The sequence below is a fragment of the Cupriavidus sp. GW822-FHT03E04 genome, from assembly GCF_058801495.1.
This window is the reverse complement of sequence record NZ_JBXANI010000018.1, coordinates 132,266-149,948: the sequence shown is the minus strand read 5'-3', so window position 1 is coordinate 149,948 and position 17,683 is coordinate 132,266. Positions and strand designations below refer to the sequence as shown.

The 17,683-nt window shown below is 68.3% G+C and carries 14 protein-coding genes and 2 riboswitches; of the genes, 4 read left to right on the top strand and 10 right to left on the bottom strand.

Features of this window, described 5'->3' with window-relative positions; genetic code table 11:
• Positions 1–61 precede the first annotated feature (61 nt).
• The 7 genes from AC1RQC_RS25665 to gcvT form a co-directional block, all read right to left on the bottom strand.
• Positions 62–799: an MBL fold metallo-hydrolase gene (locus tag AC1RQC_RS25665; protein ID WP_492828651.1), complete on the bottom strand. Its 738-nt coding sequence runs from the start codon at positions 797–799 to the stop codon at positions 62–64.
• Positions 800–853: 54 nt separating this feature from the next.
• Complete coding sequence (locus AC1RQC_RS25660) at positions 854–1,177, bottom strand: EthD family reductase (protein ID WP_492373527.1); 324 nt, start codon at positions 1,175–1,177, stop codon at positions 854–856.
• A 90-nt stretch (positions 1,178–1,267) separates the two neighbouring features.
• Positions 1,268–2,644 (bottom strand): L-serine ammonia-lyase, encoded by a 1,377-nt coding sequence (locus tag AC1RQC_RS25655; RefSeq protein ID WP_174426848.1) that lies wholly within the window; start codon positions 2,642–2,644, stop codon positions 1,268–1,270.
• 31 nt (positions 2,645–2,675) lie between these two features.
• Positions 2,676–3,218 carry a DUF421 domain-containing protein gene (locus tag AC1RQC_RS25650; protein ID WP_492373526.1) on the bottom strand — a complete coding sequence of 181 codons (543 nt, stop codon included), beginning with the start codon at positions 3,216–3,218 and terminating at the stop codon, positions 2,676–2,678.
• Between the two features lie 113 nt (positions 3,219–3,331).
• Positions 3,332–6,253 carry an aminomethyl-transferring glycine dehydrogenase gene (gene gcvP, locus AC1RQC_RS25645; RefSeq protein WP_492373525.1) on the bottom strand — a complete coding sequence of 974 codons (2,922 nt, stop codon included), beginning with the start codon at positions 6,251–6,253 and terminating at the stop codon, positions 3,332–3,334.
• A gap of 101 nt (positions 6,254–6,354) precedes the next feature.
• On the bottom strand, positions 6,355–6,735 hold the full coding sequence (gene gcvH / locus AC1RQC_RS25640) for a glycine cleavage system protein GcvH (RefSeq protein ID WP_150987481.1): 381 nt from the start codon (positions 6,733–6,735) through the stop codon (positions 6,355–6,357).
• 100 nt (positions 6,736–6,835) lie between these two features.
• Entirely contained in the window at positions 6,836–7,975 is a 1,140-nt protein-coding gene (gene gcvT, locus AC1RQC_RS25635; protein ID WP_492885039.1) for a glycine cleavage system aminomethyltransferase GcvT, read from the bottom strand.
• Positions 7,976–8,073: 98 nt separating this feature from the next.
• Positions 8,074–8,225: riboswitch (glycine riboswitch) on the bottom strand.
• Positions 8,226–8,246: 21 nt separating this feature from the next.
• Positions 8,247–8,334, bottom strand: a riboswitch (glycine riboswitch).
• A gap of 234 nt (positions 8,335–8,568) precedes the next feature.
• On the opposite strand from gcvT, the gene AC1RQC_RS25630 reads away from it, so the two are divergent.
• Positions 8,569–10,674 (top strand): UvrD-helicase domain-containing protein, encoded by a 2,106-nt coding sequence (locus AC1RQC_RS25630; RefSeq protein WP_492885037.1) that lies wholly within the window; start codon positions 8,569–8,571, stop codon positions 10,672–10,674.
• A 263-nt stretch (positions 10,675–10,937) separates the two neighbouring features.
• Here the strand turns inward: AC1RQC_RS25630 and AC1RQC_RS25625 are convergent, their stop codons facing one another.
• Both AC1RQC_RS25625 and AC1RQC_RS25620 read right to left on the bottom strand, forming a co-directional pair.
• Positions 10,938–11,723 (bottom strand): dioxygenase family protein, encoded by a 786-nt coding sequence (locus AC1RQC_RS25625; protein ID WP_492885036.1) that lies wholly within the window; start codon positions 11,721–11,723, stop codon positions 10,938–10,940.
• The gene (locus tag AC1RQC_RS25620) at positions 11,713–12,345 is read right to left on the bottom strand and encodes a hypothetical protein (protein WP_492885034.1); all 633 of its coding nucleotides are present in this window, start codon (positions 12,343–12,345) and stop codon (positions 11,713–11,715) included. Before AC1RQC_RS25620 ends, AC1RQC_RS25625 begins: the two co-directional genes overlap by 11 nt.
• A gap of 429 nt (positions 12,346–12,774) precedes the next feature.
• Between AC1RQC_RS25620 and AC1RQC_RS25615 the strand changes: the two genes are divergently transcribed.
• Positions 12,775–13,506 carry a response regulator gene (locus tag AC1RQC_RS25615; protein WP_492811433.1) on the top strand — a complete coding sequence of 244 codons (732 nt, stop codon included), beginning with the start codon at positions 12,775–12,777 and terminating at the stop codon, positions 13,504–13,506.
• On the top strand, positions 13,478–14,659 hold the full coding sequence (locus AC1RQC_RS25610; RefSeq protein ID WP_492373519.1) for an ATP-binding protein: 1,182 nt from the start codon (positions 13,478–13,480) through the stop codon (positions 14,657–14,659). The genes AC1RQC_RS25615 and AC1RQC_RS25610 overlap by 29 nt, the downstream gene beginning before the upstream one ends.
• A 31-nt stretch (positions 14,660–14,690) precedes the next feature.
• On the opposite strand, the gene AC1RQC_RS25605 is transcribed toward AC1RQC_RS25610, so the two are convergent.
• Positions 14,691–15,833: an ABC transporter substrate-binding protein gene (locus AC1RQC_RS25605; protein ID WP_492828660.1), complete on the bottom strand. Its 1,143-nt coding sequence runs from the start codon at positions 15,831–15,833 to the stop codon at positions 14,691–14,693.
• Positions 15,834–16,040: 207 nt separating this feature from the next.
• On the opposite strand from AC1RQC_RS25605, the gene hemN reads away from it, so the two are divergent.
• Positions 16,041–17,642, top strand: a complete 1,602-nt coding sequence (gene hemN, locus AC1RQC_RS25600) for an oxygen-independent coproporphyrinogen III oxidase (RefSeq protein ID WP_492885032.1) — start codon at positions 16,041–16,043, stop codon at positions 17,640–17,642.
• The last annotated feature ends 41 nt before the right edge of the window (positions 17,643–17,683 follow it).

Below are 17,683 nucleotides of genomic sequence, written 5' to 3'. Positions count from 1 at the left end.
TTAAGGTGCCTGCCAAGGCCGATTGCTGATAGCTGATTGCCTATCGCTTCGCACGCGTGCGTCACGCCCCGTGCGGCACGCTTTCGCCATCCCGCAGCCCGAGCCGCTGGTTGGCGGGGACCGCCACATCGATCAGCTTCGGCTTGGGCAGGTTCAGCTGCCCCATCATCTCGATGAACTGGGTACGCGTGCGCCCGGCCACGCGGCTGTTGTTGACGCGTTCGAAGCCGATGGTGGATGCGGTGCGGCCCTTGTAGTCGTGGGCGGGGTAGACCACGGTGTCGTCGGGCAGGGCGAAGAGTTTCTGCGTGAGGCTGTCGTACAGCGTGCCGGCGTCGCCGGACTGGAAGTCGGTGCGGCCGCAACCGTCGATCAGCAGCGCGTCGCCGGTGAAGACGCGGCGCACCGGGCCGGCGGGCGTGGGCTCTTCCCACAGGTAGCTCATGCTGCCGGCGGTGTGCCCCGGCGTATGGATGGCGCGCAGCGTCTGCGTGCCGAACTGCAGCGTGTCTGCGTCGATCAGCTGCTTTTGCGCGGGTTGGATGTCGCAGCCCGAGGGGGCTGCGGTACGTGCGCCGGTTTGCAGTGCAACATGGCCGGCCGAGGTGATGTGGTCCGCATGGGCATGGGTCTCGACCACCCACGCCAGCGTGGCGCCGCAGGCCTGCAGCAGCGCCATGTCGCGTTCCAGCTGGTGGTCCACCGGATCGATCAGCAGCGCCTGGCGCGTGGCGGCATCGATCAGCAAATAGGTGTAGGTGGACGAGGTTTCGTCAAACAGCTGATGGAAGGTCTGCATGGCCATGCCCGCTTGTGGGGAAACGCTACATGATAGCGCCGCCAGCGGGCGCTATCAGCCGATCGTCAGCACTTCGCTGATCTGCATCACGGGAACCGCATCGGTGTAGTTGGGGATATCGAGCTGCAGCTCGTTGCCGGCTGCCTTGGCGGCGGCCACGAAGTCAGGCACGGACTCGAACAGGAAATGGCACATCACCGTGAAGGCCGGATCGGAACCCGGCGCGCCAGCGCCCAGACCGCGTTCCACCGCCACGCCGCGATAGCCTGGGTGCGCGCCAAACAGCGCGACGGCGCGCGGCATGTGGCGCTGCAGGTAGTAATCCATGTCGAACTTGCCGCCCTTGCTGTGTGGATAGAGAAAGCTGATCTTGACCATGCCGGACTCCAGTTGGATCGGATTGGATTGGGATGAATGCCCGGCAAGCGTAGCAGAAAGCGCGCATTCGCTTGCGCTGGCGGGCCGGCCTCAGCACTCCACGATATTCACCGCCAAGCCGCCACGCGCCGTTTCCTTGTACTTGGTCTTCATGTCGGCGCCGGTCTCGCGCATGGTCTTGATCACGGAGTCGAGCGACACATAGTGCATGCCGTCGCCGCGCAATGCCATGCGCGCGGCGTTCACGGCCTTCACCGAGGCCATGGCGTTGCGCTCGATGCAGGGAATCTGCACCAGCCCGCCGACCGGGTCGCAGGTCAGCCCGAGGTTGTGCTCCATGCCGATCTCGGCCGCGTTCTCCACCTGCTCCGGCGTGCCGCCCATCACGGCGGCCAGGGCGCCGGCGGCCATCGAGCAGGCCACGCCGACCTCGCCCTGGCAGCCGACTTCGGCGCCGGAGATCGAGGCATTGAGCTTGTAGAGCATGCCGATGGCGCCGGCTGTCAGCAGGAAGTCGATCACGCCTTGCGGGTTGGCGCCGGGCACGAAGCGGTCGTAGTAATGCAGCACGGCCGGGATGATGCCGGCGGCGCCGTTGGTGGGCGCGGTGACCACGCGGCCGCCGGCCGCGTTTTCCTCGTTGACGGCGATCGCATACAGGTTGACCCAGTCGATCACCGAAAGCGGATCGGCCAGCGCGCGCTCGGCGTGCTCGGTGAGGTTGCGGAACAGGTCGTGGGCGCGGCGCTTGACCTTGAACGGCCCGGGCAGCTCGCCGTCGGTGCGGCAGCCGCGTGCCACGCAGGCTTGCATCACGGCCCAGATCTGCAGCAGGCCGGCGTTGACCTCGGCCTCGCTGCGCCACACGCATTCGTTTTCCATCATCAGCCGCGCAATGCTCTTCTTGCTGGCGGCTGCCATCTCCAGCATCGCGCGCCCGCTGCGAAACGGATGCGGCAACTGCTGGTCAGCCTCCAGGATATGCGTATTGGCCGCACCGGCGGTGATGATGAAGCCGCCGCCCACCGACAGGTAGCGCCCTTCGCGGATGCGCTCGCCACCAGCGTTGAAGGCGTGGAATTTCATGCCGTTGGGATGCTCGGCCATGGCCTCGCGGCGGTAGAAGACGATGTGCTCCTTCTCCACGAAGGGCACGGGATGCGTGCCCAGCAGAGAGAGCGTGCGGCTGGCGCGCAGCGCGGCCAGTCGCAAGTCGATGGTGTCGGGGTCGATGGTGTCGGGCGCTTCGCCCAGCAAGCCGAGGATCACGCCCTTGTCGGTGCCGTGGCCGCGGCCGGTGGCGCCGAGCGAGCCATACAGCTCCACGCGCACGCTGGCCACCTGCGGCAACAGGCCGTCGCGCGCCAGGCCCTGGGCGAACATCAGCGCGGCGCGCATCGGACCAACGGTGTGCGAGCTTGATGGGCCGATGCCCACCTTGAACAGGTCGAAGACGCTGACAGCCACGGTAGGCTCCTGGGGTTGGCTCGCGCCGGGATCAGACCGGCGCGTCCGTGTCCTGATTGATGGGGGCGCGCCACAGCGAACCCGCCGCATTGGGCGGCGCGGGTGGCGCGTCTTTCTTTACCAGCACGCTGATGGTGCCGTCGTTCTCGAGGATCGCGAAATGCACATCGGCAACGCGCTCGCACCCCGCATGGCGCAGTGCCTTGCGCAGGTCGTCGCGGGTCACGAAAGCGCGCTTCATCACGTCACCGAAGACCATGCCGTCGTGGATCAATACCTGCGGGCGCCCCTCGACGACGTTCTCGAAGCGCCGGCTGCGCCAGCTCAGCCACGCCAGTACAAGGTTGGCGCCGACCAGCGTCACCGCCAGGATCAACCCGGCCGTGACGGAGTTGTCCCCGGCGTTCATGGAGTTCTGCACGGCGTTGGACAGCACCAGCAGCAGCACCAGGTCGAGCGAGGTGAGCTGCCCGATCTGGCGCTTGCCGGACAGCCGCAGCAGCACCAGCAGGCTGCCGTAGACGATCAGTCCGCGCAGGACGAATTCCCACCATGGGGCGCTGAGATTCCACATGCGTGCTCCGTATTCCGGGCACGGCCGGGTGGCCGCGCATCCACACAGAGCATAGCGCGAGGGCGATGCGCCGGGGCCGCCGCAACGCGCGGTGGCCCCGGCCTCATGCCAGCTTACTCTTGTGCGTACTCGCTCATCGGCACGCAGGCGCAGAACAGGTTGCGGTCGCCGTACACGTTGTCCGCACGGCCAACGGGCGGCCAGTACTTCTGCGTGCGCAGCGCGGCCACCGGGTAGGCGGCTTCCTGGCGCGTGTACTTGTGTTCCCACACGTCGGCGGTGATCACCGCGGCGGTGTGCGGCGCATTCTTCAGCGGGTTGTCCTCGCGGTCGAAGGTGCCGTCTTCCACGCGGGCGATCTCGGCGCGGATGGCGATCATCGCGTCGATAAAGCGGTCCAGCTCGTGCAGGGCCTCGCTCTCGGTCGGCTCGATCATCAGCGTGCCCGGTACCGGGAAGCTCATGGTGGGGGCGTGGAAGCCGTAGTCCATCAGGCGCTTGGCTACGTCCTCGTTGGAGATGCCGGTGGTCTTTTGCAGCGCGCGCACGTCCAGGATGCACTCGTGCGCCACCAGGCCGTGCTGGCCGGTGTAGAGCACGGGGAAGTGCGGCGACAGGCGGCGCGCCACGTAGTTGGCGGCCAGGATGGCGTTCTCGGTGGCGGCGGTCAGGCCGGCCGAGCCCATCATGGCGATGTACATCCACGAGATCGGCAGGATGCTGGCCGAGCCGAACGGCGCGGCGGACACGCCGCCGATGCCATGGTCGTCGCGGCGATAGCCCACGCTGTCCTGGTTGGGCAGGAAGTCAGCCAGATGCGCGCCGACCGCCACCGGGCCAACGCCCGGGCCGCCACCGCCGTGGGGGATGCAGAAGGTCTTGTGCAGGTTCAGGTGGGACACGTCGCCACCGAACTGGCCCGGCGCGGCGGTGCCGACCATGGCGTTCATGTTGGCGCCGTCCACGTAGACCTGGCCACCATGCTTGTGCACGATGTCGCAGATCTGCTGCACGCCCTGCTCGAATACGCCGTGCGTGGACGGGTAGGTGATCATGATCGCGGCGAGGTTCTTGCTGTGCTGCTCGGCCTTCTTCGCCAGGTCTTCCAGGTCGACGTTGCCGTTCTCGTCACAGGCCACCACCACCACCTTCATGCCGGCCATCTGTGCCGACGCCGGGTTGGTGCCGTGCGCGGAGGAGGGGATCAGGCAGATGTCGCGGTGGCTTTCGCCACGGCTGGCGTGGTACGCATGGATGATCAGCAGGCCGGCGTATTCGCCTTGCGAGCCGGCATTGGGCTGCAGGCTCACCGCGGCGTAGCCGGTGGCGGCGCACAGCATGGCTTCGAGCTGGTCGATCATCTCGCGGTAGCCGACCGTCTGGTCCAGCGGCGCGAACGGGTGGATCTTGCTGAATTCGGGCCACGTCACCGGGATCATTTCGCTGGTGGCGTTGAGCTTCATGGTGCACGAGCCCAGCGGGATCATGGTGCGGTCCAGCGCCAGGTCCTTGTCGGCCAGCATGCGCAGGTAGCGCAGCATTTCGTGCTCGGCGTGGTGCGTGTTGAACACCGGGTGCGTCAGGTAGGCGCTCTGGCGCGCCAGGCCGGCCGGGAACGCGTCTTGCGCGGCGGCTTCGAGTGCATCGAAGCTGGGCACCGGCTTGCCGTGGGCGAAGATTTCCAGCAGGGCGACGACGTCCTCGCGCGAGGTGGTCTCGTCCAGCGAGATGCCGATGCGGGTGGCGCCGGCGTGGCGCAGGTTGATGCCGCGCGCGGTGGCCGAGGCGTGGAGGGCTTCGGTGTTGAAGCCGGTTTCCAGCGTCAGCGTATCGAAGAAGGTGGCGTTGGTGCGCGCGTAGCCCAGTTGTTCCAGGCCGCCGGCCAGCGTGGCCGTCAGGCGGTGCACGCGCTGGGCGATGCGCTTGAGGCCTTGCGGGCCGTGGTACACGGCGTACATCGAGGCCATCACAGCCAGCAACACCTGTGCCGTGCAGATGTTCGACGTCGCTTTCTCGCGGCGGATATGCTGCTCGCGCGTTTGCAGGGCCAGGCGGTATGCCTTGTTGCCTTGCGCGTCGATGGTCACGCCCACCAGGCGGCCGGGCATGGAGCGCTTGAAGGCATCCTTGACCGCCATGTAACCGGCGTGCGGGCCGCCGAAGCCGAGCGGCACGCCAAAGCGTTGCGAGTTGCCCACTGCCACGTCGGCGCCCCACTCGCCGGGCGCGGCGATCAGGGTCAGCGCCAGCAGGTCGGCGGCAGCCACCACCAGGCCACCAGCGGCGTGCACCGCGTCGGCGATGGCGCGGTAGTCGGCCACATCGCCGTTCACGCCGGGGTACTGCAGCAGCACGCCGAAGGCATGGGCACCGGCCGCTTCGGCAGCGGGGCCGACCTTGACTTCGATGCCCAGCGGCAGCGCGCGGGTGCGTACCACTTCCAGCGTTTGCGGCAGCACGTCATCCGCGACATAGAAGGTGGTGGAGGCGTGTTTGTTGACGCGCTGCAGCAGCGTCATGGCTTCGGCAGCCGCCGTGCCTTCATCCAGCATCGACGCATTGGCGATGTCCAGGCCGGTCAGGTCGGTCACCATCTGCTGGAAGTTCAGCATGGCTTCCAGGCGGCCCTGGGAGATCTCGGGCTGGTAGGGCGTGTAGGCGGTGTACCAGGCCGGGTTCTCGAAGATATTGCGCAGCACCACGCCCGGGGTCAGCGTGTTGTAGTAGCCCTGGCCGATAAAGCTCTTGAGCACGCGGTTCTTGCTGGCCAGCCCACGCAGCTTGGCCAGCGCGGCTTCTTCGGTCAGCGGTGCGGTGAACTCGCCCAGCGGCATGCCGTCGCGGCGGCGGATGGCGGCGGGGATGACGGCGTCGATCAGCGCGGCGCGGTTGTCATAGCCCAGCACCTTGAGCATGTGCTGTTGTTCGGCGGCGTCGGGGCCGATATGGCGGGAGGCGAAGGCGTCGCGCGCCTCCAGTTCGGCCAGCGTGGGCCGGGCAACTTGGGCGGCAGTCATGGGCAGGGGGGCGTTCATGGCAAGAATCTCGTGAGAGCGGTGCGGCGGGTGGTCGGCCCGGTCCGCGTCGCGGCAGTCTTTATCCGTCATTCCCGTGGCGCGGGAATGACGATCTGGCATCAGGCGCCGACGTTGGCCTTATAGGCGTCGGCCGACATCAGGCCGTTCACGTCGTCGCTGTTGGCCGGCTTGAGCTTGAACAGCCAGGCGTCGAAGGCGTCGGCATTGACGCTTTCCGGAGAGGCGGCGGCGGCGTCGTTGATGGCGATCACTTCGCCTGCCACCGGAGCGTAGATGTCGGATGCGGCCTTGACCGATTCCACCACGGCCAGCGCGTCGCCGGCGCCGACCGACTTGCCCACTTCCGGCAGTTCCAGGAAGACGATGTCGCCCAGCGCGTCCTGCGCGTGGTCGGTGATGCCGATGGTCAGCGTGCCGTCGGCTTCGACGCGCACCCACTCATGGGACTCGGTGTATTTCAGGTCGGCGGGGAAATTCATGGGATTGCTCCAGATTCAATTTGTTATTCAGCGCCCGCCGGGGGGTGTCGATGTTCGACGGGGTAACCGCCGGCGGGCGCGCTGTGACCGGTGCGAGCGTTCAGCTCACGAGTGCCTTGCCATTGCGCACAAACGGCAGTTTAACCACAGTCGCGGCGAGTTTGCGGTCGCGGATCTCGACCTGCACCTCGGCGCCGAGCGTAACGTCGAGCGGCACGCGGGCAAAAGCGATGGATTGGGACAGCGATGGGCTGAAGGTGCCACTGGTGATTTCACCTTCGCCAGCAGGGGTGATGACCTTCTGGTGGGCGCGCAGCACGCCGCCCGCTTTTCCGTTGGCCGGGCGCAGGATCAGCCCGACGAATTGCTGGGTCTTGCCGCCGGCGACCAGGGCCGCCTTGCCGGTGAAGTCGCGTTCGCTTTGCAGGTCCACGGTCCAGGCCAGGCCGGCGTTGAGCGGCGAGGTGTGGATATCCATGTCCTGGCCGTACAGGTTCATGCCGGCCTCCAGGCGCAGCGTGTCGCGTGCGCCCAGGCCCGCCGGGCGCACGCCCTCGGCGATCAGCTTTTCCCACAGGCCGGCCACGTTCTCGGCTGGCACCACCAGCTCGAACCCGTCTTCGCCGGTATAGCCGGTGCGTGCCACCATGACTTCGCCAAGGGCGGGATCCTGCACCACGACGGCGTTGAACGGCTTCAGGGCTTCGCTGGGTTGCGTCGAGGGGAAGGCGCTCCACACCTTGGCGCGGGCGTTCGGGCCCTGCACCGCAACGATGGCCAGCGGGTCCACGCCGTCGGGCGCATTGTCGTGGCGGCGCGGCGTGATGCGCACGCCGCTATTGGTGGCGGCGTTGCGTGCGGCGATCCATTCGATATCGTTGTTGGCGGTGCCAGCGTTCACCACCAGGCGGAAGTGGTCCTCGGCGAAGAAGTAGACGATCAGGTCGTCGATGACGCCACCCTTCTCATCCAGCATGCAGGAGTACAGCGCCTTGCCCGGCGTTTGCAGCTTGTCCACATTGTTGGCCAGCAGGCCGCGCAGGAAGGTACGCACATGCTCGCCATTGAGGTCGACCACGCACATGTGGGAGACGTCGAACATGCCGGCATCGCTGCGCACAGCATGGTGTTCCTCGATCTGGGAGCCGTAGTTGACCGGCATGTCCCAGCCGCCGAAGTCGACCATGCGGGCGCCGAGGGCGCGGTGGATAGCGTTGAGGGGCGTGGCCTGGAGCGTCATGGAATCCTCGGGGGAAGGCAAATCTCGGTTCGAAAACGAAAAAGGGCCATCCGCCGCAGGATTCGGCGCGCCATAGCGCTGCCAGATCCGCTGCGGCGGATGACCCCTCTGTCCTCGATACCTGAGAGATTACAAGGCGGGATCCCAATTGCTGGAAACCCAAACCTTGCGCGCCCCTTCGGTGGGCACGCTCACCAAGGCTGTCGACGGAATCGATCAGTGGCGGGTGCCGCTCTCCAGAGTACGGCGTGCATCGTGTGCATGTTGCAAGCCGATCCAACCAGTCCATGGTGCCTGAGAGTTTTCGGGTGATACCCCTTCGGCGGCGCAAGATCTGCGCGCTCTCCCGGTCGGATGGCGCGACTCTACAGCCAGCCTCGGGGGCTTGTCAACGCGCTCGCGCGCCAGCCCGGGCGCAGCCGCGGGCCGGCTGGCCGGCGTGTTAACATCTGCGGCTCCGATGGCTTTTGCTGTGCCGCAGGCTTCACCCGCGGCCTTGGCCGCGCCAATGCATGTGCTGCCTTTGCCATGCGTAAAAGCCCGCGCCCGCCTTGCCGGCCATTCCGCCACCCAGCACCACCACCAGCCCTCGCATGACCCACGGACTCAACCCTGCCCAATCCGAAGCCGTTCGCTACCTCGACGGCCCCTGCCTGGTGCTCGCCGGCGCCGGCTCGGGCAAGACCCGGGTGATCACGCAGAAAATCGCGCACCTGATCGAGGACAAGGGCTTCCAGCCCAAGCACATCGCCGCGGTGACCTTCACCAACAAGGCCGCCAAGGAGATGCAGGAGCGGATCGCCAAGCTGATGGAAGGCAAGACCACGCGCGAGGGCAAGCGCATCCCCATCAAGCAGATCACGGTGAGCACCTTCCACTCGCTGGGCGTGCAGATCCTGCGCGCCGAGGCCGAGCACGTGGGCCTGAAGCCGCGCTTTTCCATCATGGACTCGGACGATTGCTTCGGCATGGTGCAGGAGCAGCTCGCCTCCACCGACAAGAAGCTGATCCGCAGCGTGCAGAGCACCATCTCGCTGTGGAAGAACGGCATGGTCGATCCCGAGACCGCCATCGCCCAGGCCGACAACCCCGACGATCACCAGGCGGCGCTGATCTACCGCAACTACGTGGCTACGCTGCATGCCTACCAGGCGGTGGACTTCGATGACCTGATCCGCCTGCCGGCCGAGCTGTTCGCGCGCAACGAAGAGGTGCGCCTGCGCTGGCAGAACCGGCTGCGCTACTTCCTGGTGGACGAGTACCAGGACACCAACGCCTGCCAGTACCAGCTGCTCAAGCAGCTCGCCGGCGGCTCGCACCTGCGCGCGCCGGCCTTTACCGCGGTGGGCGACGACGACCAGGCCATCTACGGCTGGCGCGGCGCCACGCTGGACAACCTCAAGCTGCTGCAGACCGATTTCCCCGACCTGAAGGTGGTCAAGCTGGAGCAGAACTACCGCTCCACCGTGCGCATCCTGGAGGCCGCCAACGCGGTCATCTCCAACAATCCCAAGCTGTTCGACAAGAAGCTGTGGAGCGAGCACGGCATGGGCGACCCCATTGCCGTCAACCCGATGAACGATGAGGAGCACGAGGCGGAGTCGGTCGTATTCCGCCTGTCGGCCCACAAGTTCGAGCGCCGCGCGCAGTTCCGCGACTACGCCATCCTGTATCGCGGCAACCACCAGGCGCGGCTGTTCGAGCAGATCCTGCGCCGCGAGCGCATTCCTTATGTGCTCTCGGGCGGGCAGAGCTTCTTTGACAAGGCCGAGATCAAGGACATCTGCGCCTACCTGCGCCTGATCGCCAACCCGGACGACGATCCCGCCTTCATCCGCGCCATCACCACGCCCAAGCGCGGCGTGGGCAACACCACGCTGGAAGTGCTTGGCACCTTCGCTGGCCAGGCCAAGGTGTCGTTGTTCGAGGCGGCCATGATGGGCGGCATCGAAGGCAAGCTCCAGCCGCGCCAGCTGGAGCCGCTGCGGGTGTTCTGCGAGGCCATGGTGCGCCTTGCCGGGCGCGCGGCCAGCGATCCCGCCACCCAGGTGCTCGACGACATGATGGAAGGCATCCACTACGAGGCCTACCTGTACGACACCTTCGACGAGCGCCAGGCCCAGTCGCGCTGGACCAACACGCTGGAATTCCTCGACTGGCTCAAGCGCAAAGGCACCAAGCCCGAGGCCACGGGCGAGGGCGAGGAGGCTACCGGCTTCGACACCGCCGATGGCTTTGGCGACGAGGGCAAGAACCTGCTGGAGCTGACCCAGACGGTGGCGCTGATGAGCATGCTCGAAGGCCGCGAGGAAGATCCCGACGCGGTGCGCCTGTCGACGCTGCACGCCTCCAAGGGGCTGGAGTACCCGCACGTGTTCCTGGTCGGGGTGGAAGAGGGCATCCTGCCCCACTGCCGCGAAGACGAAGACATGAGCGATGAGAAGATCGAGGAAGAGCGCCGCCTGATGTATGTAGGCATCACGCGTGCGCAGCGCAGCCTGCACCTGAGCTGGTGCAAGAAGCGCAAGCGCGCCCGCGATACCTACTCTTGCGAGCCGTCGCGCTTTATCGGCGAGATGAAGCTCGAAGAGGCCCCCGCGATCAAGGACGAAACGCCCGCCATGAGCCCCAAGGACCGCTTGGCCGGGCTCAAGGCCTTGCTCGGAACGCCCGGTACGCCAGGCAAGACCTCCGCGTGACCGGCGCCGGCAGGCGTTTCGTGCCCCATCCCGGTGCCAATCGTACAAAGTCGATACATTAGCCTACAAGCGGGACATGACCCTCGCCCGATGTCTGTCTAACATCGCCGGTGCCTGGCCCGACGTATGGACCAGGCGCCGCGCCGTTCCGTCCCTTCGGAGTGGCGTGGCCGGGCAGCACGCCCGACTTCTTCCCTGTTCAGCGCCTCCGCACTTGGGTCCGGGGGCGTTTTTTTTAGGGAATCCGCCAGATCCCGTGGCCGTCAGGCGCGCGCGATGCCCAGGGTGAATTCGCCTTCCAGCGTGCCGGCCGCGTCCCGCAGGCGGCGTACCCGCAGCAGGTTGGGGCGCGTGCCGGCAATGCCGTCCTGTGCGTTTTGCACGGGCGAAGCGCCCCGCGCGCGATACGCGGCATGCTGGAGATGCACCTCGCGGCTGAGCGCATCGTCGAAGAACAGCTGGCTGGTCAGTACCTCGGTCTTGCCGAGATGGATCTTCAAGTGGATATGCACCGCGCGCGGCGCGTACCAGCCCGGGTAGATCGTCAGGAACTGCGCGGCGCCATCGGCGCCGGTGGGTTGCACGCCGCGCAGGAAGCGGGCGGGACTGGCCGGCACGGCGTGCATGCCGCCGCCGTCCGGGCCCTGGCCCGGTCCTTGCCCCGGGCCGGAGCCTTCCGCTGGCGGCGGCGGCATGCTGCCCTGGTCGTAGCCGCTGTAGCTGCCGCCGGCATCGCAATGCCAGATGCTGGCCAGCGCGCCGGCCACGGGCGTGCAGCCGCGGCCGGTGTCCACCACGAGTAGCCTGAGCCGCAGCAACTGGCCCGGCCGGCCATCGCGGATATCGGTGCGCACCAGCGCCTGGTCGATATAGAACGGGCCCTCGGTCAGGGTCGGCGTGAGCAGGCAGGTGGCAGGTTGCGCGGCGGCGTCGCCCGCCAGCCCGATCAACCCGGCACCGAGTGATCCTCCCAGTACACCGCCGAGGAAACGGCGGCGGCCGCCGTTAGCGGCTATCGGGCCTGCGTGGTCGAGGGGCTTACTGGGCATCTGGCGCTCCTTGTTGGTGAAGCCCCGCAGCGCCGGGTACGCCGAATGAGCCATTCGCGCCGAAGGCGCAGGGCATGGGCGCAGGTCCACGGCCGGGCATGGGGCCTGCCATGGCGCCGGGGAAAGGGTGGGGGCCGGGGCCGAATGCGCCCCGCGGCGAACCCGCCAAGCGGCCCTCCGGCATGTCGCGCAGGCGCTTACGCTGGCCGGCATCCAGGCTTTCTTCAAATGCGATCCAGCGATCGCGCGCGGCGCGGCGATCCTTGTCGAGCGCATCGTGCAGGCGGTCTTCCCGCTCCGCGCGGGCGCGCAGCGACGACTCGGGACCCTGCGGCTGGCCGGGGCCGCCGCCTTCGCGGACAAAGCGAGCCTGCAGTTCCAGCGCGTGCGCATGCGCTTCCCGCGCCGCGTCCAGGGCGGCTTGCCATAGGATGGCCTGGGCAGGCGTGAGCACCAGCGCTTCGCGCAGCGATGCGGGTGCCACCGGCCGGCCGTGGCCGGCAACTGCCTGCGGGCTGGTTTGCAGCGCGTGCGCCGGCAGCGTCAAGGCGCAGGCGCCGCACAGCACGGCAAGGGACAACAAGGCGCGGATGCGGGGCAGCAAGGCTTGGGGCTGGGTCACAAGGATTCTCCATGGAGGTCATGCGGGGAGAGGCCCGGGATTGCCGACGTGATGCCGATGGCTTCAAGCATAGCGGGGGCGCCGGGCTGCCGTGGCCTGCCGGTCAGGAACTGGCAGGCACAAAAGCGGCGGGATAACGACATGCCATATTAGAAAGGCCCGCCCGCCGTTGCTTGAGCGCTTGGTCAGCGCGCGGAAGCAATGCCGTACAAAGCGGGCCGCCGGGCGCGCCGCTTTGTATCAAGCCCGGTACAAAGCGGCCACACCCTGCCTATCAGGCCGCCGCGCCGGGCTGGTAGAGTGAATCCCTGGCGGCGGCGGCTTGCCGGGCCGCCTCAATCCGCCCAAATCCGCTGCAATACCGGCATGCCGGCGCACAAACCTGCCGCGAACGACGCGGCGAACCGCTGCTAAGCACGACGAAACCCGATGGACCATTCTCCCGCCTCGCCCCTTCATTTGCTGATCGTCGACGACGATCCGCAGATCCGCGCCATGCTGGCCGAGTACCTATCCACCTTTGGCATCGAAGCGGATGGCGCCGAGGGCGGCGCCGCCATGCGCGCCGCCATGGCCACGCGCGACTACGACCTGGTGGTGCTCGACCTCTCTTTGCGTGGCGAAAACGGCCTGACGCTGTGCCGCGAGATCCGCGAGCGCGGCGACCTGCCGGTGATCATGCTCACCGCGCGCACCGAGCTGGCCGACCGCGTGGTCGGGCTGGAGGTCGGCGCCGACGACTATGTCACCAAGCCCTTCGAGATGCGCGAGCTGGTGGCGCGCATCCACACCGTGCTGCGCCGTGCCCGGGGCGGCGGCGTGAAGCGCCCGCCGGCGGCGGGCGGCCATGAACTGCGCTTCGGCAGCTGGCGCCTGAACACCACGCTGCGCCAGCTGGTCGATGGCGAGGAAACCGTGGTGCCGTTGTCCAATGCGGAATTCCGGCTGCTGCTGGCGTTCATCGAGCATCCGAACCGCGTGCTGGATCGCGAGCTGCTGATCAACCAGGCGCGCGGCCGCGATCTCGACGTCTTCGATCGAAGCATCGACCTGCTGGTTTCGCGCCTGCGCCAGAAGCTGCGCGACGATCCGCGCGACCCGACGCTGATCCGTACCGTCCGAGGCGAGGGCTATGTCTTTACCGGTGCCGTCGAAGCCTGAGCGCGCGGGCTGGGTGGCCCGCCACGACTCCATGTTCATCCGGCTGTTCCTGGTGATGGCCGCGATCATGCTGGCCGTGCACCTGCTCGGCGTCACGGTCATCGAGAGCGTGTTCCCGCGCCCGGGGCATACCGGGTTCAACTTCGTTCCCAGCGACGAGATGCCGCCACCCCCGCCCCCGGGTGAAGAGGGGCGGCGGGGCGAGTTCCCGCCGCCGCCGGATGCCGAGGCGCGCGCGGACAACGGCCAAGGCGGAGCCGGGGCCCCAGTGCCGCCACGCCGCCCGCGCCGCACGCACGGTCTTGGGCCGCCGCGCCTGGGCCAGCTGTTCCAGCTCGCCGCCATTGTGGCCGCGTCCTGGGTGGGCGCGCGATTGCTGGCCAGGCCGGTCCAGCGCCTGGCCAGCAGCGCCGGCCGGCTGGCCCAGGACGTGCATGCCCCGCCGCTGGACGAAGACAGCGGCCCGGCCGAGGCTCGCGCCGCAGCCCAGGCCTTCAACCACATGCAGCAGCGCATCCGCACCCAGCTGGCACAGCAATCGCGCTTCCTGGCAGCCGTGTCCCACGACCTGCGCACCCCGCTCACCCGCATGAGCCTGCGCATCGAAGGCGTCGACGACAACCAGGTCCGCTATCGCCTGCGCCAGGACCTGGCGGAGATGAATGGTCTGATCGATGCCACCCTGTATTACCTGCGCGAGCGCGACGGCGCCGCCGCGCCGCGCCAGCGGGTGGACGTGCATGCCTTGCTGCAGGCCGTGGTGGACGATGCCACGGAAGTCGGCCAGGACGTCACCTTGTCTGGCGACGCCGAGCCGCTGCTGGCCTATCCGGCCGAACTGCGCCGGGCCGTGGTCAACCTGGTCGAGAACGCGCACCGCTACGGCGGCAGCGCGTGCATTGAACTGGCGGACAGCCCCGAGCGGGTGGTGATCGATGTGTGCGACAGCGGCCCCGGCATTCCGCCGGAGGAAATGGCGCGCGTGCTGGAGCCGTTCTACCGGCTCGAATCCTCGCGCAACCGTGCCACCGGCGGGGTCGGCATGGGCCTGTCGATTGCCGCGGATATCGTTGCGCGCCACGGCGGCGAGCTCAGCCTGGCCAACCGGGCGGAGGGCGGCCTGCGGGTGCGCATCGTGTTGCCGCGCGCCTGAGCCGCGGGCGGCCCGGTGCCAGCGCTACCGCTCACCGTGCCGTGCCGCCCCCCATTGCCGCAAGCTGCACATACTGCGAGCCGCGCGAGCCGTGTGTGAAATCCAGCACGAAATCGCCCACGTCGACGCGGGCCTGCAGCGCGCGCCGCAGGTCCGCCGGGGTGGCCCCGCGCGGCGCGGCCAGCGCCGTGCGCACCAGCCAGGCCGCGCCGATATAGCCGGCCAGCGTGGCCGGCGAGGCGGGTTCGTCCAGGAACTGCTTCATCCGGCCCACGTGCTCCTTGACCACGCGCAGGGTCAGGTCCTGCGGCCCGGGGGCGATCTGCGTCAACACGATGCCGCCGGTGTAGCCGGCGCCAAGAATCTCGCGTGCCGCCAGCGAATTGACCGCCGACAAGCCCACCAGGAAGCCGTACCAGCCCCGCGCCGCCAGCGCGCGGCCGAGGTTGCCATAGGCCAGCGTATCGCCCGCCACGATCACCGCGGCCGGGCGCGCGGCGGCGATGCGTTGCGCCACCGCGCCGGCGTCGCTGCCCTTGCCCGCATCCAGCGTGAGTGCCTGCAGTCCCGGCTCCTGCTCGGCCTGGCGCCGCCACGGCGTGCCGCTAGCCAGGCTGCCGGCCGCAAAATCCGGCGCCACGGCCAGCACCAGTTGCTTGAGGCCATAGCTGCGCAACTGCCGGATGGCCGCATCCAGCTCGCTGCGGTAGTCGGCCCGCGTGTACCAGACGTGATCCGCCGCGAGCGACAGGCCTGACAACGGCGCCACGATCTGCACGCCGCGCCGGGCCAGCTCGGGCGAGGCGGCCAGCACCGGCAGCAGGGCATCGCTGGGGCCGAACAGCAATTCAGCCCGCTCCCCGTCAACCAGCGACAGCGCCTGCGCGGTGGCCGCGCGCGGATCGGCGTCGACCTCGCGCACCACATGCACCACGCGCGGCTCCCGCGCGCCGGCGTTGGCCGCATCGAACATCACTTTGGCCCCCGCCAGGTAGTCGCGCGCCAGGTCGGCCTGGGCGCCGCCCCGGTCCACCAGGTGGCCGATCACCAGCGGGCGGCGCGGCGGCGCCTGCGCCAGCAAGGAGGCAGGCGCCAGCATGGCGCTGCCAAGTGCGGCCAGGACCCGGCGGCGCGGCGGTCGTGCGGGGTTGGCGATCAGGGAAGAAGCGTTCATGGGAATCCGCGAGGCCAGGTGCAGAGCAATTGCATGATTGGGGAGAGCGCCGCGCAGCCTATACGGCCCAGGTGACGCTGGCATGACGCCGGCCATGTTCCCGCCGTGGCGCGCGGCATGTCATGGGCCGCGGCTTGACCCCGGTCAACGCAGGCGCGGGCGGCGCGCCCTACGATGGGTCATCGAATCCACGACAAAGGCCGCCCCATGGCTGCGACTGCCCCCGCCCAGTTCCCCAACGCAATGCCCGTCCCCGTTGCCGTCCCGAGCCAATCCCGCACCTGCTCCGGCAAGTGCGGCGCCGCCTGCACCGGCAAGCCGGCGGGACGGGGCGCGGCAGCGCCGGACCGGCATGCCTTGTCGGACTTTCGCGCGCTGGCGGGCCGCATGGATATCAACGGCCCGCGCTACACCTCCTACCCGACGGCGGACCGCTTCCACGGCGGCTTCGGCGCGCAGGACTACCAGCAGGCGCTGGCCGATTGCGCTGCTAGCGCCACCCACGCCGCCAACACGGCCAAAGCCGCCGCACCGCTCTCGCTGTACGTGCACGTGCCGTTCTGCGAGAACATCTGCTACTACTGCGGCTGCAACAAGATCATCACCAAGGACCACCGCCGCAGCGCACACTACGTGGACTACCTGGCGCGCGAGATGGCGCTGGTGGCGCAGCAGCTTGGCACGCGGCGCGAGGTGGTGCAGTCGCACTGGGGCGGCGGCACGCCGACCTTCCTCGATCCCGCCGAGATGCGCCGGGTCATGGATGCGCTGCACCAGCACTTCCACCTGCTGCCCGAGGGCGAGCACTCGATCGAGATCGACCCGCGCCGCATCGGCGACGCACAGATGGCGCTGCTGGCCGAACTTGGCTTCAACCGCATCAGCCTGGGCGTGCAGGATTTCGACGCCGAGGTCCAGCACGCCATCCACCGCGTGCAATCGCTGGCCGAGACGCAGGCGGTCGTCGACGCCGCGCGCCGGCTGGGTTTCCGCTCGGTCAGCATGGACCTGATCTACGGCCTGCCGCACCAGACCACGGCGCGTTTTGCCACCACAGTGGAGCAGGTACTGGCGATGCGCCCGGACCGGCTCTCGGTGTACAGCTACGCGCACCTGCCGCACGTGTTCAAGCCGCAGCGGCGCATCGATGAAAGCGCACTGCCGGCAGCCGCCGAAAAACTCGACATCCTGGTCGGCACGATCGAGCAGCTGACCGCCGCGGGCTATGTCTACATCGGCATGGACCACTTCGCGCTGCCGGACGACGCGCTCGCCGTGGCCCAGCGCGAGGGCCGGCTGCAGCGCAACTTCCAGGGCTATTCCACCCACGCCGGCCATGACCAGCTCGGCTTCGGCGTTTCGTCAATCGGCGCAGTGGCGGGCCGTTACGTGCAGAACGCCCGCACGCTGGATGACTACTACAGTGGCCTCGACGCCGGCGTGCTGCCGGTGATGCGCGGTTTCGCCATGCGCGACGAAGATCACTTGCGGCGCGATGTGATTGGCGCGCTGATGTGCAATGGCGTGTTGGATATGGCGGCGGTCGAAGCGCGCCACCGCATCGATTTTGCCGTGCACTTCGCGCATGAGCTTGCGGAGCTGGCGCGGCTGGCCGAAGACGGGCTGGTGCGCTGTGAGCCTGGCCGCATCGAGGTGACTCCGCTGGGGCGTTTGCTGGTGCGCCGCCTGGCCATGGTGTTCGACGGCTTCCTGCGCGAAGATGCCCGGCGCACCGAGCCCGCTGCCATCCGGAGCGCTGATGCAGGTACGCCTTTGCCGATGCCAAAGCGCTACTCGCGCGTGGTTTGAGTCACACCGGAAAGCAAAAAGCCCGCGGCATGCCGCGGGCT

Excerpts from the sequence above, each read along its gene's own strand:
- AC1RQC_RS25665 (WP_492828651.1), bottom strand. The coding sequence starts at position 799 with ATGCAGACCTTCCATCAGCTGTTTGACGAAACCTCGTCCACCTACACC.
- AC1RQC_RS25630 (WP_492885037.1), top strand. The coding sequence starts at position 8,569 with ATGACCCACGGACTCAACCCTGCCCAATCCGAAGCCGTTCGCTACCTC.
- AC1RQC_RS25650 (WP_492373526.1), bottom strand. The coding sequence starts at position 3,218 with ATGTGGAATCTCAGCGCCCCATGGTGGGAATTCGTCCTGCGCGGACTG.
- AC1RQC_RS25610 (WP_492373519.1), top strand. The coding sequence starts at position 13,478 with ATGTCTTTACCGGTGCCGTCGAAGCCTGAGCGCGCGGGCTGGGTGGCC.
- AC1RQC_RS25605 (WP_492828660.1), bottom strand. The coding sequence starts at position 15,833 with ATGAACGCTTCTTCCCTGATCGCCAACCCCGCACGACCGCCGCGCCGC.
- gcvT (WP_492885039.1), bottom strand. The coding sequence starts at position 7,975 with ATGACGCTCCAGGCCACGCCCCTCAACGCTATCCACCGCGCCCTCGGC.
- hemN (WP_492885032.1), top strand. The coding sequence starts at position 16,041 with ATGGCTGCGACTGCCCCCGCCCAGTTCCCCAACGCAATGCCCGTCCCC.
- gcvH (WP_150987481.1), bottom strand. The coding sequence starts at position 6,735 with ATGAATTTCCCCGCCGACCTGAAATACACCGAGTCCCATGAGTGGGTG.
- AC1RQC_RS25615 (WP_492811433.1), top strand. The coding sequence starts at position 12,775 with ATGGACCATTCTCCCGCCTCGCCCCTTCATTTGCTGATCGTCGACGAC.
- AC1RQC_RS25660 (WP_492373527.1), bottom strand. The coding sequence starts at position 1,177 with ATGGTCAAGATCAGCTTTCTCTATCCACACAGCAAGGGCGGCAAGTTC.
- gcvP (WP_492373525.1), bottom strand. The coding sequence starts at position 6,253 with ATGAACGCCCCCCTGCCCATGACTGCCGCCCAAGTTGCCCGGCCCACG.
- AC1RQC_RS25625 (WP_492885036.1), bottom strand. The coding sequence starts at position 11,723 with ATGCCCAGTAAGCCCCTCGACCACGCAGGCCCGATAGCCGCTAACGGC.